This is a genomic window from Luteococcus sediminum, from assembly GCF_054783495.1.
The window spans coordinates 99,785-115,289 of record NZ_BAAGQL010000004.1 but is presented as its reverse complement, the minus strand read 5'-3'; the positions used below and the strand labels follow the sequence as shown (position 1 = coordinate 115,289).

Genomic DNA, 15,505 nt, shown 5'->3' with positions numbered 1-15,505 from the left:
GGTGGCTGGAACCGCCAGGCCAGGGAGACCTCAGCTGAAGATCACGGTGCGATGCCCGTCCAGGAAGACCCGACGGTCCGCGAACAGCCGCACCGCCTCGGTGAGCGTGCGGCTCTCCTGGTCCTGTCCGATCGAGACCAGCTCGGCGACCGTGCGCGAGTGGTCCACCCGCGTCACGTTCTGCTCGATGATCGGACCCTCGTCAAGGTCGCTGGTGACGAAGTGCGCCGTCGCACCGATCAGCTTCACCCCCCGCTCATGGGCCTGCCGGTAGGGATTGGCCCCCTTGAAACCAGGCAGGAAGGAGTGGTGGATGTTGATGGCACGCCCGGCCAGTGCCTGGCACAGCTCGGGCGAGAGGATCTGCATGTAGCGGGCCAGCACCACCAGCTCCACCTGCTCGGACTCCACCACCTCCATCACCCGCTCCTCGAAGGCAGCCTTGGTCTCGGGCAACACGACATGCGACTCGAAGTCGATGCCGTAGAAGTCGGCGAGTGGACGCAGGCTCTCGTGGTTGGCCATCACCAGCGGCACGTCGATGTTCAGCCAGCCGCTGCGCTGGCGAAAGAGCAGGTCATTGAGGCAGTGCCCCGCCTTCGAGGCGAGCACCAGGGTGCGCATTGGCCGCCGGGCATCGTCCAGGGTCAGTTCCGCGTCGAAATGCTCCACCACGCTCGCCAGGGCAGCCTCCACCCCCGCCCGGGGCAGCGGCGTGTCCAGGGCCAGGCGCATGAAGAAACGGCCGGTGTCGTGCGAGGTGAACTGCTGCGCGCCCACGATGTTGCCGCCCCCGCTGATCGCGGCGCCCGAGACCGCGTGCACCACCCCCGGACGGTCAAGGCAGCTGACCGTCAGCACCCAGCGGTGCGGCGCGGGCTCGGCCATGGCGGGTCCAGACAGGGGGGAGGGGCTGCTTGTCATCCCACCACCCTAGCCATGCACGACGGCCCTGCCGGCGAACATGCCACGTGCCGGACCCGCATTGTCCCTGACCCGCGGCGGGTGCTCTGTATCCTTCCCCTGTGACCAACAGCACTTCATTGCCCCCGCCCACCAGCGACCAGGAGGGCCACCAACCCCCTTGGTGCATCCCGACGCGTGAAGGACGCGTGCTGTGAGCATCGGCGAGGTCCTCACCAATGTCGGACTGATCCTGCTGTTCATCTGCATCGGTGGCGTCTTCTCCGGCGCCGAGATGGCGCTGGTCTCCCTGCGTGACAGCCAGGTGAAGAACCTGGCCTCCCGCGGCAAGCGCGGCGAGGCCGTGGCCCGCCTGGTGGGCGACCCGAACCTCTTCCTGTCCGCGGTGCAGATCGGTGTCACCGTCTCCGGCTTCCTGTCCGCCTCCTTCGGCGGCGCAACCCTGGCGCCCGCCCTCTCCCCGCTGCTGGTGGGGCTCGGACTGCCCTCCGGCGTGGCCAACACCCTGGCCCTGGTGCTCATCACCGTGGCCATCTCCTACTTCTCCATCGTGCTGGGCGAACTGACCGCCAAGCGCATCGCGATGCAGCGCGCCGAGGGCTTCAGCCTGGCCGTCGCTCCCCTGGTGGACACCATTGCCCGCGTCGCCCGTCCGGTCATCTGGTTCCTCGGCAAGTCCACCGACGTGGCCGTCCGGCTGCTCGGCGGTGACCCGAAGGCCTCCCGCGAGGAGGTCAGTGACGAGGAGATCCGCCAGATGGTGATCGGCTCCCAGACGTTGGGCGACGAGGAGCGCCACATCGTCGACGAGGTCTTCGAGGCCGGCGATCGCAGTCTGCGCGAGGTGATGGTGCCTCGTACCGAGGTCGACTTCCTGCCCGGCGAGATGCCCGCCTACAAGGCGATCCGCGAGGTCCAGGGCGCGCCCCACTCCCGCTATCCCGTCACCGACGGTTCCCGCGACCGGGTGCTGGGCTTCCTGCACGTGCGCGACCTGATGGACCTCGACCCTGCCACTCGCTCCACCCCGATCCGCCAGCTCGTGCGGCCGGTGCTCAGCCTGCCCGAGACGGTGCGCATCCTGCGCGCCATGAGCGACATGCGCCGAGCCCACTCCCACCTTGCGATCGTCAAGGACGAGTACGGCGGCACCTCCGGCATCGTCACCCTCGAGGACCTCGTGGAGGAGCTCATCGGCGACATCACCGACGAGTACGACCAGGCGCCCGAACACGTCCACACCCGGCTCAGCGACGTCGACGGCCTGTTGACACTGGAGGAGTTCGCCGACAAGTTCGGCTACCTGCTGGATGAGGGGCCCTATGACACCGTCGCGGGCTACTTCATGGCCCAGCTCGGACGCCTCCCGGTGGTGGGAGACGAGGTGGAGGTCGTCCTCGACCGCGACCCCGACGGAGCCCACGCCGACGGGCTGCCCGAACAGGCAGCCGTCGTCCTGTCGGTGACCGAGCTCGACGGCCGCCGCGCCGCCTGGCTCAGCGCCCGTCGCGTCACGCCCGAGGGTGAGGCCGAGCCGAGCCAGGTCACCACCGACGGTGCGACGGCCGCCGACCAGTTCGTGGCCGGTGCCCAGGGATGACGATGAGCGCACCGGCACAGGGCGGCGATCCCGACGGCCAGCTGCTGCTCAGCGGCCCCGCCGTCCAACCCCTGCTGGAGCAGGCCGCCCGCCAGGCCGGGGGAGAGCTGCTCGACTGGCACCTCGACCACCTGGACCACGACCCCGGCCGCACCACCACCGCCACCTACGCCGCGCGGGTGCGGTGGGCCGCTGGCGAGCGCGAGGAGCTGATCGGGTGCAGCGTCCGGGCCCACGGACCCGATGCCCGCGACGAGGCGGCGCTGCTGCTCGACGAGGGCCAGCGGCAGGCCGCGGTGTGGCTCCACCCCTTCGACCCCGACCTGCCCGGGCTGGCCCGCGCCGCCTTCCCGGACCAGGTGGCCGAGCTGCTCGGAGAGCACCGGCTGCTGCCGCACCCGGTGCGGTCCGCCGACGTGGAGCTGCGGATGGTGGGCTACCGGCCGCGCCGCCGGGCCGTGGTGCGGGTACAGGCCGCCGGTCATGTCTTCTACATCAAGGTGTTGCGGGCCGCCCATGCCGATGCGATCGTCCGACGCCACGAGATGCTCGCCCGGGCGGGGATCTGCGCTCCCGAGGTGCTGGCCGTCACCGATGAGCACCTGCTGGTGCTGCGTGAGCTGCCCGGCCGGCCCCTCGCGCAGGCCATCTTCGACGAGCGCGAGCCGTGCGGACCCGATGCCGTGATCGGTCTGCTCGACCGGCTGCCGGCCGAGGTTCGCGAGCTGGAACTGCGCCCGTCGTGGAGTGAGTCGGTGGAGCACTATGCCCGGATCATCGGCGAGAGCCTTCCCGAGCAGGAACAGCGGCTGACCTGGATGGCCGCGACCATCACCCAGGGGCTGGCAGGCCTTCCGGCCGGCGACGAGCCCACCCACGGGGATCTTCACGAGGGGCAGCTGCACGTGGCCGGCGGGCGCATCGTGGGGCTGCTCGACGTCGACACCCTGGGTCCCGGCCGCCGGGCCGACGACCTGGCCTGCCTGGTGGCGCACCTGACCACCGTGCAGCGCATGGATGCCATCCAGACCGGGCGGGTGCACCACCTGATCCGCACCTGGGTGCCCGCCTTCGACGAGCGCGTCGATCCCGCCGAGCTGCGACTCAGGACGGCAGCGGTGGTCATCTCACTGGGCACCGGACCGCGCAGGGGCCTGGAGGACGACTGGGAGGCAGGCACCGTGGCGATCCTCGACGCGGCCGAGGCCCTGGTGCGCCAGGTCGGCTGAACGAGCCACCTTTTCCTAGCGGGTGGACGATCGCGGGGCCAGCCCGGTCCCGGCGGCGTGTCGCGGGTGAACGGCAGGTTACGATGTGCGCGCGCCCTCACCCCAGGAGCATCCACAGTTCAACTGCTCAGGAGGCAGTCCAGTGAAGAAGTCCCTCGTTGCGCCGGCAGTGCTGTCGGCCCTCGCCCTTTCCATCGCCGGGTGCGCGAAGGCCCCCGATGCCACCAGCACCACCACGACCACCGCCACCAGCACCGCCAGCGCCGGCGGGTCGGCCGCCGCCGGTGACTTCAAGGCCTGCATGGTCTCCGACGAGGGCGGCTTCGACGACAAGTCCTTCAACCAGACCTCGCACGACGGCCTGGTCAAGGCGGTCAAGGACCTGCAGATCCAGACCGGTGAGATGCAGTCGGCGACTGCCAGCGACTTCACCAAGAACCTGAACCAGATGATTGCCGCCAAGTGCGACATCGTCGTCACCGTCGGCTTCATGCTGGGCGATGCCACCGTCTCGGCCGCCAAGGCCAATCCCGACGTGCAGTTCGCCATCGTCGACTGGAACGACCCGTCCAAGACCGCCGGCCTGAAGAACCTCAAGCCGCTGATCTTCAACACCGCCGAGCCGAGCTTCATGGCCGGCTATGCCGCGGCCGCGATGAGCCAGAAGGGCTCGATCGGCACGCTGGGCGGCCTGAACATTCCGACCGTGACCATCTTCATGGACGGCTTCCACCAGGGCGCCACCTACTACAACACCCAGAAGAAGAAGAACGTCAAGGTGCTCGGCTGGGATCCCAAGAACCCCAAGGGCGGCCAGTTCGTCGGCAACTTCTCCGACGTCGCCGGCGGCTCGCGGATCGCCCAGACCCTGACCAGCCAGGGCGCCGACATCATCTTCCCCGTCGCAGGCCCCGCCGGCGAGGGTGCGCTGCAGGTGGCCCAGAAGTCCGGCGGCAAGGTCAACGCCGTCTGGGTGGACACCGACGGCTGCGTCTCCTCGGCCAACTACTGCAAGTCGATCATCACCTCGGTGGAGAAGGCCATGGACGTCGCTGTCTACGACGTCATCAAGGCGGCCAAGGAGGGCAGCTTCTCGGCCGATCCCTATGTCGGCACCCTGAAGAATGACGGAGTGAAGCTCTCCGGCTTCCACGAGTTCGAGTCGAAGATGCCCGCCGAGCTGGAGGGCGAGCTGGAGACCATCAAGGCCGACATCATCTCGGGCAAGATCACCATCGAGTCTGCCTCGCAGCCGAAGTGACCCCCTCCGGGACCGCGAGTCCCGGCATGCAGGACCCCAGGACCGCCCCGACGCAGCCCGGCTCCGTCGGGGCGGTCCTGTCACGAGAATGTGGCACCATCCTTCTGGGAAGGTCCCACCACGACCAAGGACAGTTCTGTGGAGAGCAGGGAATGCGCGTGACCACCACCGACAGTGCCCCGAGCGGGGCAGGCCTGCAACTGCGGGGCATCACCAAGCGCTTCGGCAACCTCGTCGCCAATGACGGCATCGACCTCGACATTCACCCCGGCGAGATCCACTGCCTGCTGGGCGAGAACGGCGCCGGCAAGTCCACCCTGATGAACGTGCTCTACGGCCTGCTGCAGGCCGACGAGGGGACCATCAGCGTCGACGGCAAGCCGCTGGCACTGGGCAATCCCAAGCAGGCGATGGCCGCCGGCATCGGCATGGTGCACCAGCACTTCATGCTGGTGGAGGTCTTCACCGTGGCCGAGAACATCGTGCTGGGCCGCGAACAGGGCCCCGCCGGCACCGTCGACATGAAGGCCGCCCGCGCCAGGGTGCGCGAGCTCTCCGACCGCTACAAGCTGGCCGTCGACCCCGATGCCGTCATCGAGAACCTGCCCGTCGGCGTCCAGCAGCGCGTCGAGATCCTCAAGGCGCTGGCCAATGACGCCACCTACCTGGTCTTCGACGAGCCCACCGCCGTGCTCACCCCGCAGGAGATCGACGAGCTGATGGACGTCATGGTCGCGCTGCGTGACGAGGGCAAGGCAATCGTCTTCATCACCCACAAGCTGCGCGAGGTGCGCGCCGTGGCCGACCGGATCACCGTCATCCGCCGCGGCAAGGTGGTGGGGCAGGGCAGCCCCGAGATGAGCGAGGCCCAGCTGGCCGAACTGATGGTCGGGCGCGCCGTCCGGCTGCACGTCGACAAGGGAGAGCCCACCCTCGGCGAGGAACGCCTGCGGATCGAGGACCTCGTGGTCGCCGCCCCCTCTGGCGCGGTCATGGTGGACCACGTCGACCTGTCCGTGCGCGGCGGGGAGATCCTCTGCCTGGCCGGCGTGCAGGGCAATGGGCAGACCGAGCTGGCCGAGGCGCTGCTCGGCACCACACCGGTCACCAGCGGCACCATCACCGTCGACGGCACCGACATCACCCGGATGGACCCGCGCCAGAGCCTGGCGGCAGGCATCGGCTTCGTGCCCGAGGACCGCCAGAAGGACGGTTTCGTCGGCCCCTTCAGCGTCGCCGAGAACCTGGTGCTCAACCACGTCGACCAGTTCTCCAAGGGCCTGGCGCTGGACCTGGGCAAGATCCGCGCCAATGCCACCAGTCGCGTCGAGGAGTTCGACATCCGCACCGCCTCGATCGACCTTCCGGTGGCCAGCCTGTCGGGCGGCAACCAGCAGAAGGTGGTGATGGCCCGCGAGCTCAGCCGGCCGCTGGGCGTCTTCGTGGCCAACCAGCCCACCCGCGGAGTCGATGTCGGCGCCATCGAGTTCCTGCACCAGCGCATCGTCGACGAACGCGACCGCGGCACCGCCGTGGTGATCGTCTCGACCGAGCTCGACGAGGTCGACGCCCTGGCCGACCGCATCGCGGTGATGTATCGCGGCCGCATCGTGGGCATCGTGCCCCCCGACACACCCCGTGACGTACTCGGCCTGATGATGGCCGGCGTTCCGCAGGCCGAGGCGCTGGCCGCGGTCCAGGAAGGAGAGCGGGCATGAGCACCGCAGCACCCGAACAGCCCCGGCCCGCAGGCACGGGCCCCGCCCGTCGCCACGCGGTCCCGTGGGGAGAGGTGACCACCACCGTGGCCGCCTTCGTCCTGGCCTTCCTGATCGGCGCCATCCTGATGGTGGCCGCAGATCCCGAGGTCAGCGGCAAGTGGGCCTACTTCCTCGACCGTCCCGGTGACGCCCTGGGCGCTTCCTGGGAGAAGGTCGCAGGCGCCTACGGTGCCCTCCTGCAGGGCTCGGTGGGCAGCTGGAAGGCCATCACCGAGACCACCGCGGCAGCCGCCCCGCTGATCTGCGCCGGCCTGGGCATGGCACTGGCCTTCCGCGCCGGACTGTTCAACATCGGCGCCCAGGGCCAGGCCATCGTCGGCGCCACCCTGGCCGCCTATGCCGGCTTCGCCATCACCGGGCTGCCGCTGGTGGTGCACCTGCCGCTGGCGCTGGCGCTCGGCGTGCTCGGCGGCGCCCTGTGGGGTGGCTTCGCCGGCTGGCTGCGCGCTGCCACCGGCGCCCACGAGGTGATCGTCACGATCATGCTCAACTACGTCGCCTCCCTGGGTCTGGCGTGGCTGCTGTCCACGCCCGCCTTCCTGCGCCCGGGACGACAGGACCCGATCGCCCCCGAGGTGCAGTTCAGCGCCACCTTCCCGCGCCTGGAAGGTGGCCAGCTGCACCTGGGCTTTGTGCTGGCGCTGCTGGCCGCAGCCGGCGTGTGGTGGCTGATGGAACGCTCCACCGTGGGCTTCCGCATCCGGGCTGTCGGTGCCAATCCCGACGCCGCCGCCACCGCTGGCATGAGCGTCGGCCGCACCACGGTGGTGGCCATGACCCTGTCGGGTGCGCTGGCCGGGCTCGCCGGGGTGCAGGCCGCGCTGGGCCCCAGTGACTTCGGGCTGCCCACGCCGCTGTCGGCGGGCCTGGTGGGGTCGATCGGCTTCGACGCCATCACCGTTGCCCTGCTGGGACGTTCCAAGCCCTTCGGCGTGGTCCTGGCCGGCCTGCTCTTCGGCGCCATGCATGCCGGGGGCCTGGCCATGCAGTCCCAGGCCGACACTCCGCTGACCCTGACCACGGTGCTGCAGGCACTGATCGTGATGTTCGTCGCCGCACCCATGCTGGTGCGCACCTTGGTCCCCTTCCTCAAGGCCCGCAAGGCGCGCCCCGCCGCGCTGGTGGGCGAGGCCAGCGTCGTCGAGAACGGGGCGACGGCATGAGGGCCACATACTTTCCACAGCAGCAGCCGAAGGACCGCGACGTGACCGATGACAGCCCTTCCGTGCTGGGCAGCGCTTCTGGCCAGGAGGTGGTGCTGCGCACCACCGAGAGCGCCGAGGCCCGTCGCACCCGCCACACCACCGGCGCCCTGGTGACCCTCTTCGGCCTGGCCCTGCTCGCGCTGGCCTTCACCACCCACGGCACCGCCCGCTTCGCCCTCTCCGATGCCTTCGACCCCGTCGTGCTGCCCACCATCTCGCTGCCCGGCCTGGCCACCGTCCTGCTGTGTGGCCTGGTGACGCTGCTGGCCGGCCTCGGATACCTGTCGGGTCGCCTGCACGGCAAGGCGCCGGCCCTGGCCGGTACCGCCGCGGCCCTCGCCGTGGTCGTCGGCTTCTTGGCCTGGGCCGTGGCCGGACGCGACCTGCCCTTCCCGGTCAGCAACCAGCTCAACGGCATGATCGCCATCGCCACCCCGCTGGTGCTGGGTGCGCTGGCCGGTGTGATGTCTGAGCGCGCGGGCGTGGTGAACGTCGCCATCGAGGGCCAGTTCCTCGTCGCCGCCTTCGCTGCCGGCCTGGTCGGCTCGATCACCAAGTCGATCCCGATGGCGCTGCTGGCCGCCGTCATCGCGGGGGTGTTGATGGCCGCCCTGCTGGCGCTGTTCACCATCACCTACCTGGTGGACCAGGTGGTGATGGGCGTGGTGATCAACCTCTTCGCCGCCGGCATCACCGGCTTCCTGTTCGACCAGTTGGTGCAGCCCCGTTCGACCACCTTGAACCAGGCGCCGCAGATGAGCCCGCTGGAGGTGCCGGGCCTGTCCCAGATTCCCTTCTTCGGCCCGGTGCTCTTCCGCCAGACCGCCCTGGGCTACCTGGCGATCGCCTCGGTGGTCGTGGTCTGGTTCCTGCTCTACCGCACCCGGTGGGGCCTGCACGTGCGCGCGGTCGGCGAGCACCCCAAGGCCGCCGACACCGTGGGCATCAATGTGGCCCGCACCCGCTGGTCATCGGTGCTGGTCGGCGGCATCTTCGCCGGCCTGGGCGGCGCCTTCTTCACCGTCGGCTCCACCGGCGCCTTCGCCAAGGACATCACCGTCGGCAATGGCTTCATTGCCCTGGCCGCGCTGATCATGGGCCGCTGGCACCCGGTACTGGCCGCGCTGATGGCACTGTTCTTCGGCTTCGTGAAGCAGATGGCCTCCAACCTGTCGGCGCTCAACACGCCCGCCCCCAGCCAGCTGCTGCTGATGCTGCCCTACCTGGCCACCATCATCGCCGTGGCCGGCCTGGTCGGCCGGGTGCGTGCCCCGGCGGCCGATGGCGAGCCCTACGTCAAGGAGGGCCACTGATGGCTGGCGTGCACTCCCAGGAGGCGATCGACTGGGACCGGCTGCGCTCCACCGCCCGGGAGGCCTGCGCCCGGGCCTATGCGCCCTGCTCGCGCTATGGCGTGGGGGCGGCGGCCCTGGTCGACGACGGCCGCGTGGTCAGCGGCTGCAATGTGGAGAATGCCGGCTACGGGGTCACCCTGTGCGCCGAGTGCGGCCTGGTCAGCGAGCTGGTGCTCGGGGGCGGGGGCCGTCTGGTGGCCTTCACCTGCTGCAACCACACCGGCGAGGTGATCATGCCCTGTGGCCGCTGCCGGCAGCTGCTGTGGGAGCACGGCGGTGCCGAGCTGCTCGTCGAGACCCCGGAGGGCATCGTGCCGATGGACCACGTACTGCCGCAGGCCTTCGGCCCCCAGCACCTGGACCGTCCGGCAACGGCCTGAGCACCTGCCTCAGCGCTTCGGTGTGCGCGCCAGCTCGTCGGCCAACACCGGCTGCAGGATGCGGGCCGTCGCCGAGGTCACGTGCGTGTAGTCGCGGTAGAGCACGTTGTTGAGCGTCGACATCGGGCACTGCTGCTCCGTGCACAGGATCGCCGACAGGTCGACGTAACGTCCGCCGAGGTCCTCGACGGCCTGCCGGCTGGACGTCTCCGCCCGCGCCACCTCGGGCACCCTGGAGGGAATGCGGCACTGCTGCGGATCGTCCACGTGCCGGGTCAGGCAGGAACCGGCCGGCGGCATCTCGCTCTGCTGGGCCGAGTAGGACGGCGAGTCGCCCAGGTAGAGCAGGCGGGAACTGTCAGGAAGTCCGGCCAGCGCGGTGCGGATCGAGCCCTGCCAGCGATCGGTGAAGCCGGCCTGGTCGGGGGAGAAGACGAAGTACTGGTTGATGGTCTGTGCGACCACGACCACATCGGGGTCGAGCTCCTGGATGGCGGCGCCAGCAGCCTGCCGGAAGGCGGCGCACTGCGTGGCATGGGCCTCGGAGAGGTCACTGGGGACCTCGCCCAGGTCATTGACGGTGCAGGCATTGCGCGTCAGTGCGAGCACCCGGTAGTGGTCCTTGCGACCGATGGCGTCGAAGGCCGGCCACCAGTGACTGGCGTGGGAGTCGCCCAGCAGCACCAGGACCTTGTCCGCTCCTGGGTCGCCGCCCCAGCAGCGGGCGGTGGCGGCAGCCTCGCGGTTGCCGCTGCACCCATTGGTCTGGACCGTGCTGAGGTCGGACTCGAGTGCGTCCAGCGAGGGCGTCAGGTGTGCAGGCTCAATCACCTGCCCCGTGGCCGAGACCGACTCGTTGGCATGCCGCGCCAGCAGTTCGGAGGGCACCTGCTGCAGCCGCTCCTCCAGGGCGGGGATGCGGGTGCTGGTGGTCTGGTCCTCCATGGCCCGGCGCGCGGTGGCCGCGCTGCTGTTGGCGGCCAGCACCAGCGCGGCCGACATCATCAGGCTGGTGGTGAAGACCATCGCCCTTCGTCCTTCCACCGCCATGTGCTGGAAGCCTTCCTCGATGGTGGCGTGGCTGAGCCAGGCCAGCAGGATGGACGCGGCGGCCAGGGCAATGTTCGTGCGCAGGTCCAGACGGTGCCCGGCCAGCGCGGCGGGCAGCACCAGTACCGGCCAGTGCCACAGGTAGAGCGAATAGGAGATGTCCCCGAGCCAGACCATGGCGCGGTTCTCCAGCAGCAGCCGGGAGAGCCGGCAGGTGGCGCCGTTGCCGGCCACCAGCATCGCCGCCGACCCCAGGACGGGGGCCAGGGCGGGCCAGGAGGGGAAGGGCGTGGCGGCGTCGTAGAGCAGGACGCTGCCGACGACTGCCAGGGACCCCACGGCGAGCAGGACCGTGCGCTCCCGCTCGGCCAGCGAACCGCCCAGCCTCGGCAGGCAGGCGAGCAGCGCCCCCACCCCGAGCTCCCAGGCGCGGGTGTGCAGCAGGTAGAAGGAGGGCGTCGGGAAGCGGGGCGTCAGGACCACCGCCAGGACGAAGGAGACCACGACGATGCCCGCCATCAGCAGGCCCACGCGTCGGCGCAGCAGGCCCTCGGCCCGGGGAAGGTGCCGTCGCCCCCAGCGCAGCACCAGGAGGACCAGGAACGGCCACACCAGGTAGAACTGTTCCTCGACCGCGAGCGACCAGAAGTGCAGGACGGGGGAGGGGTCGGTGCCCTCGGCGAAGTAGCCGGTGGTCCTGCCTGCGAAGACGACATTGGCGACGTAGAGGGCAGCGCCCACCAGGTCGGGCGTGAACCGGGCCACGTACAGGGGAGGCAGGAAGCAGACCATGAAGCCCAGGGTCAGCGCCAGCACCGTGAGGTAGACCGGCGCCAGGCGCTTGAGGCGTCGCGCGTAGAAGTCCAGGAAGTCGATCCTCCCGGTGCGCTCGGCCTCGCGCAGCAGCAGGCCGGTGATCAGGAAGCCGGACAGCACGTAGAACAGGTCGACGCCCACATAGCCGCCCTCCAGGCCCGGCAGGCCGGCGTGGAAGAGCAGCACGGACAGCACGGCGATCGCGCGCATCCCTTGGATGTCGGGACGAAAGCCGGTCCTGCGCCGGGAGCCGGGGGTGCGGGTGGTGTCAGTCACTGTGGCCTGTCAGTCGGGGAGAACCCTGCCCACGCTACCGATCGGGCACCCCGATCGCGAAGCGCCCGCCCGGGGATCCGCGGGCGGGAGCTGGATATCCTGTGCCGATGATGCTCGATCGCCAGGCGCTGGTCCGCCTGCCCAAGGTCAGCCTGCACGACCACCTCGACGGCGGCCTGCGCCCCCAGACGGTGGTGGACCTGTGCCGTGAGAACGGCCAGCCGCTGCCGACCTCGGATGCCAGTTCCCTGCAGGAGTGGATCTTCGAGCAGTGCGATGCCGGGTCCCTGGTGGACTACCTCAAGCCCTTCGAGCTGACCGTCGCCGCGATGCAGACCGCCGAACAGTTGCAGCGCGTCGCCGAGGAGTTCGTGCTCGACATGGCCGCCGACGGTGTGGTCCACGCCGAGACGCGCTGGGCCCCGCACCTGCACCAGCGCCTCGGGCTGGGGCTCGACGAGGCGGTGCTGGCCGTCGCCCAGGGCCTGGAACAGGGCATGGCCCGTGCCGAGGCAGCCGGAACACCGGTGGTGGCGCGGCAGATCCTCGCCGCGATGCGCCAACAGGACCGCTCCCTCGAGGTGGCCGAACTCGTGGTGCGCCACCGTGACGCCGGGGTGGTGGCCTTCGACCTGGCCGGCCCCGAGGACGGCTTCCCTCCCAGCAGGCACGCTGCCGCCTTCGCGCACCTGCGCGAGCACGACGCCCACTGGACCATCCATGCCGGCGAGGCCTACGGGCTGCCGAGCATCCGTGAGGCGGTGCACGGATGCGGCACCCGACGCCTGGGCCACGGGGTGCGGATCGTCGACGACATCGACCGCAGCGGTGAGGTCCCGGTACTGGGCCCGCTGGCGGCCTGGGTGCGCGACGAGCGGGTGCTACTGGAGGTGGCCCCGAGCTCCAACCTGCAGACCGGCATCGCGGCCACGATGGCCGAGCACCCGGTCGGGCTGCTGGCCGAGCTGGGCTTCCGGATCAACATCAGCTGCGACAACCGCCTGATGAGTCGCACCACCCTGTCGCAGGAGCTCGGCCACCTGGTGGAGGCCTTCGGCTGGGACCTGGCGATGCTGCGCCGCGTGGCGATCGACTCGATGCGTGGCGCCTTCCTGCCGCACCCCGAGCGCGAGGCCGTCGTCGAGCAGGTCGTGGTGCCCGCCTACGCCTGAGCGCCGCGGGCCGGGACGACTGGCGACGGCCCGCTCACGGCGCCGAGACGGGGATCTTGGGCGAGTTGTGGAAGGCCTCGGTGGGGGTCATCGGCACGCCATTGATCTCCACCGTCTTCTGCGTGCTCACCGCGGCGCAGCCGGTGCTCTCCGAGGAGACCTTCACCTTGCCCTCCTGGGCCTGCGAGGCCTGGTCCTCGGGATCGGCCGAGGGGGAGGCCGAGGTGCTGGGCGTCGTGGCCTGCGAGCTTGCCGAGGCCTGGGGGGCACTGCTGGCAGGTTCGGACGCGTCACTGGCCGACGCGCTGGGCGAGGGGGAGGGGTCCACCAGCGGCTGGTCGGCCCGCAGCTTGGCGAAGATCGCCTCCGCCTTCTCGGCCGGAACCACCGTGTTCGGATTGTTGGGATTGGGCGCGGTCGGCAGGGTCAGGAAGGCCGTCGAGGAGGAGGGGATGCGTCCCACCGTCGTGGCGACCTGCGCCAGGTGGCCGACGCTGTCCAGGCCGGAGTCGACGGTCAGGGCCTTGGTGGCGGCATCGGCCAGCCGGTAGACCTTCTGCGGGTTCAGCAGGGTGCCGGCGCTCTCCAGCTTGCGCTGCAGGGCCGACAGGTACAGGTGCTGGGCGACGGTGCGGCCCAGGTCGGAGCCGTCGCCGAAGCCGTGGCGGCTGCGCACGAACTGCAGCGCCGCCACCCCCTCCAGCGTGTGGTCGCCCTGGGCGAGCTTGAGGTGGGAGTAGGTGTCGTAGACGTCGGCATTGACGCACACGTCGACGCCGCCGACGGCATCGGACAGGCTCACCACGCCGCTGAAGTCGATCATCGCGAAGTGGTGGATCGGCAGCCCGGTCAGGTCATGGATGGTGCGCAGGGTGCAGTCGATGCCGTAGTTCAGGGTGCCGTTGATCCGGTCACGCCCGGCCTCGCGCTTGTGCCCATTGCCCTCGCAGGCCGGCAGGTCGACGGTGGTGTCGCGCGGGATGCTCATCACGCTCATCGAGTCGTGGTCTGCCGAGATGTGCACCAGCATGATGACGTCGGCGTTGGTGTCCCCGTCGATCTTGGCATCGCCGCAGGAGCCGCCCAGCTTGCAGTCATTGGGGTTCTGCCGCGAGTCGGTGCCGATCACCACGATGTTCTGCGCCACGCCCTTCGGCAGGCCCGGGAGCGCAACCTGGGAACCCTGGATGTCGGTGGGCAGCTCCACCGTCTCGAGGTTCTGGTTCAGGTGGCGGTAGAGCCCTACACCGCCGAGCGCCAGCACGAGCCCCAGCACCAGCAGCGCCAGCAGGATCCTTCGGCCTCGGTGCCGGGGACGTGCAGGATGCACCAACCTGTCGTCCACCTCGTGGGTCATGTCAGCTCGTCGCACCCGCCCCATGTTAGGCGCTCGGGGCGCAGAACCGCGTCGTGTCGCTGGGCGGCTGGCACACTGGGGGAGTGATCACAGCTTCTGCCGATGGCTCCTGCCTGTCCAATCCCGGCCCGGCGGGCTGGGCCTGGTATGTCGACGAGGGCAACTGGGCGGCCGGCGGGTGGCCCCGCGGCACGAACAACATGGGTGAGCTGATGGCCGTGCTCAACCTGCTGCAGCAGACGGCCGTGCTGCCCGACGAGCCGCTGCACGTGCTGTGCGACTCGCAGTACGTGATCAACTCCGTGACCAAGTGGATGGCCGGCTGGAAGCGTCGCGGGTGGAAGAAGGCCGACGGCAAGCCGGTCATGAACGTCGAACTGCTGCAGGAGATCGACAGGTTGCTGGTGGGGCGCACCGTCACCTTCGAATGGGTCAAGGGCCATGCCGGGCACGTGATGAACGAGGCCGCCGATGCCCGCGCCCAGGCCGCAGCCCGCGCCTACCGCGACGGCACCCAGGTGCCCGCCGGGCCCGGCTTCCAGGGGGCGGGGGAGCAGGCCGCCACCAGCCTGGACGTGGGCCCGTCCCGCCCCGCCCCGGTGGAGCTCGACCTGTTCAGCCTCGACGAGCCGGACGAGCCGGACGAGCCGCCCGAGGCGCAGGACGTCATCGCCCTGGAGGAGTCGCTGCTGCTCGACAGCGTGCGCAGCGATCCCCGGCGCGTCGAGGCCCTGCTGCACCCCGACTTCACCGAGGTGGGAGCCTCGGGCCGGCTGTGGAGCCGGGCGCGGATGCTGGCCAGCATCGCACCGCTGACCAATCCGACCACCCTCGAGGTGATCGGCACCGACCGGCTGGCCGAGGACGTGGTGCTGCTGCGCTGGCGTTCACGCAGCCGTGGCGCGATCGCCCTGCGCAGCTCGGTGTGGGTGCGCACCCCGCAGGGCTGGAAGCTGCGCTTCCACCAGGGCACCCCCGCCGACCTCTGACGGGGATGAAGTGACGGGATTCCTCCGTCCGATTGACGGAGTTCATCCTGTCGTCGGATCACTCAAGGGTCGTTGACGGCAAAACTGGTGCACATCCCACCCAGGAGGAA

Annotated in this window: 12 protein-coding genes; 9 read left to right on the top strand and 3 right to left on the bottom strand. The window is 70.2% G+C overall.

Annotated features, from left to right (window positions below; genetic code table 11):
- Positions 1 to 30: 30 nt before the first annotated feature.
- Complete coding sequence (gene purU, locus ACYVKA_RS01790; protein ID WP_394276109.1) at positions 31 to 888, bottom strand: formyltetrahydrofolate deformylase; 858 nt, start codon at positions 886 to 888, stop codon at positions 31 to 33.
- 235 nt (positions 889 to 1,123) lie between these two features.
- Here purU and ACYVKA_RS01785 point away from each other — a divergent pair, with 235 nt between their 5' ends.
- From ACYVKA_RS01785 to ACYVKA_RS01755, 7 genes are all read left to right on the top strand, one after another.
- Positions 1,124 to 2,524, top strand: coding sequence for a hemolysin family protein (locus tag ACYVKA_RS01785; RefSeq protein WP_460702716.1), 1,401 nt, complete (start codon positions 1,124 to 1,126; stop codon positions 2,522 to 2,524).
- 2 nt (positions 2,525 to 2,526) lie between these two features.
- Entirely contained in the window at positions 2,527 to 3,753 is a 1,227-nt protein-coding gene (locus ACYVKA_RS01780; RefSeq protein WP_460702515.1) for an aminoglycoside phosphotransferase/kinase family protein, read from the top strand.
- Positions 3,754 to 3,895: 142 nt separating this feature from the next.
- The gene (locus ACYVKA_RS01775; protein ID WP_460702513.1) at positions 3,896 to 5,014 is read left to right on the top strand and encodes a BMP family lipoprotein; all 1,119 of its coding nucleotides are present in this window, start codon (positions 3,896 to 3,898) and stop codon (positions 5,012 to 5,014) included.
- Positions 5,015 to 5,172: 158 nt separating this feature from the next.
- Positions 5,173 to 6,732, top strand: a complete 1,560-nt coding sequence (locus tag ACYVKA_RS01770; protein WP_460702511.1) for an ABC transporter ATP-binding protein — start codon at positions 5,173 to 5,175, stop codon at positions 6,730 to 6,732.
- Positions 6,729 to 7,958, top strand: a complete 1,230-nt coding sequence (locus ACYVKA_RS01765; RefSeq protein ID WP_460702509.1) for an ABC transporter permease — start codon at positions 6,729 to 6,731, stop codon at positions 7,956 to 7,958. The genes ACYVKA_RS01770 and ACYVKA_RS01765 overlap by 4 nt, the downstream gene beginning before the upstream one ends.
- Positions 7,955 to 9,313 (top strand): ABC transporter permease, encoded by a 1,359-nt coding sequence (locus ACYVKA_RS01760; protein WP_394276101.1) that lies wholly within the window; start codon positions 7,955 to 7,957, stop codon positions 9,311 to 9,313. The genes ACYVKA_RS01765 and ACYVKA_RS01760 overlap by 4 nt, the downstream gene beginning before the upstream one ends.
- Positions 9,313 to 9,735 (top strand): cytidine deaminase, encoded by a 423-nt coding sequence (locus tag ACYVKA_RS01755; protein WP_460702507.1) that lies wholly within the window; start codon positions 9,313 to 9,315, stop codon positions 9,733 to 9,735. Before ACYVKA_RS01760 ends, ACYVKA_RS01755 begins: the two co-directional genes overlap by 1 nt.
- A gap of 9 nt (positions 9,736 to 9,744) precedes the next feature.
- On the opposite strand, the gene ACYVKA_RS01750 is transcribed toward ACYVKA_RS01755, so the two are convergent.
- Positions 9,745 to 11,877 (bottom strand): acyltransferase family protein, encoded by a 2,133-nt coding sequence (locus ACYVKA_RS01750; RefSeq protein WP_460702505.1) that lies wholly within the window; start codon positions 11,875 to 11,877, stop codon positions 9,745 to 9,747.
- Positions 11,878 to 11,984: 107 nt separating this feature from the next.
- Here ACYVKA_RS01750 and ACYVKA_RS01745 point away from each other — a divergent pair, with 107 nt between their 5' ends.
- Positions 11,985 to 13,049, top strand: a complete 1,065-nt coding sequence (locus ACYVKA_RS01745) for an adenosine deaminase (protein WP_460702503.1) — start codon at positions 11,985 to 11,987, stop codon at positions 13,047 to 13,049.
- Between the two features lie 34 nt (positions 13,050 to 13,083).
- Here ACYVKA_RS01745 and ACYVKA_RS01740 read toward each other — a convergent pair whose 3' ends face one another.
- Positions 13,084 to 14,406 carry an LCP family protein gene (locus tag ACYVKA_RS01740; protein ID WP_460702501.1) on the bottom strand — a complete coding sequence of 441 codons (1,323 nt, stop codon included), beginning with the start codon at positions 14,404 to 14,406 and terminating at the stop codon, positions 13,084 to 13,086.
- Positions 14,407 to 14,489: 83 nt separating this feature from the next.
- Between ACYVKA_RS01740 and ACYVKA_RS01735 the strand changes: the two genes are divergently transcribed.
- Positions 14,490 to 15,395, top strand: coding sequence for an RNase H family protein (locus ACYVKA_RS01735; RefSeq protein WP_460702499.1), 906 nt, complete (start codon positions 14,490 to 14,492; stop codon positions 15,393 to 15,395).
- Positions 15,396 to 15,505 lie beyond the last annotated feature (110 nt).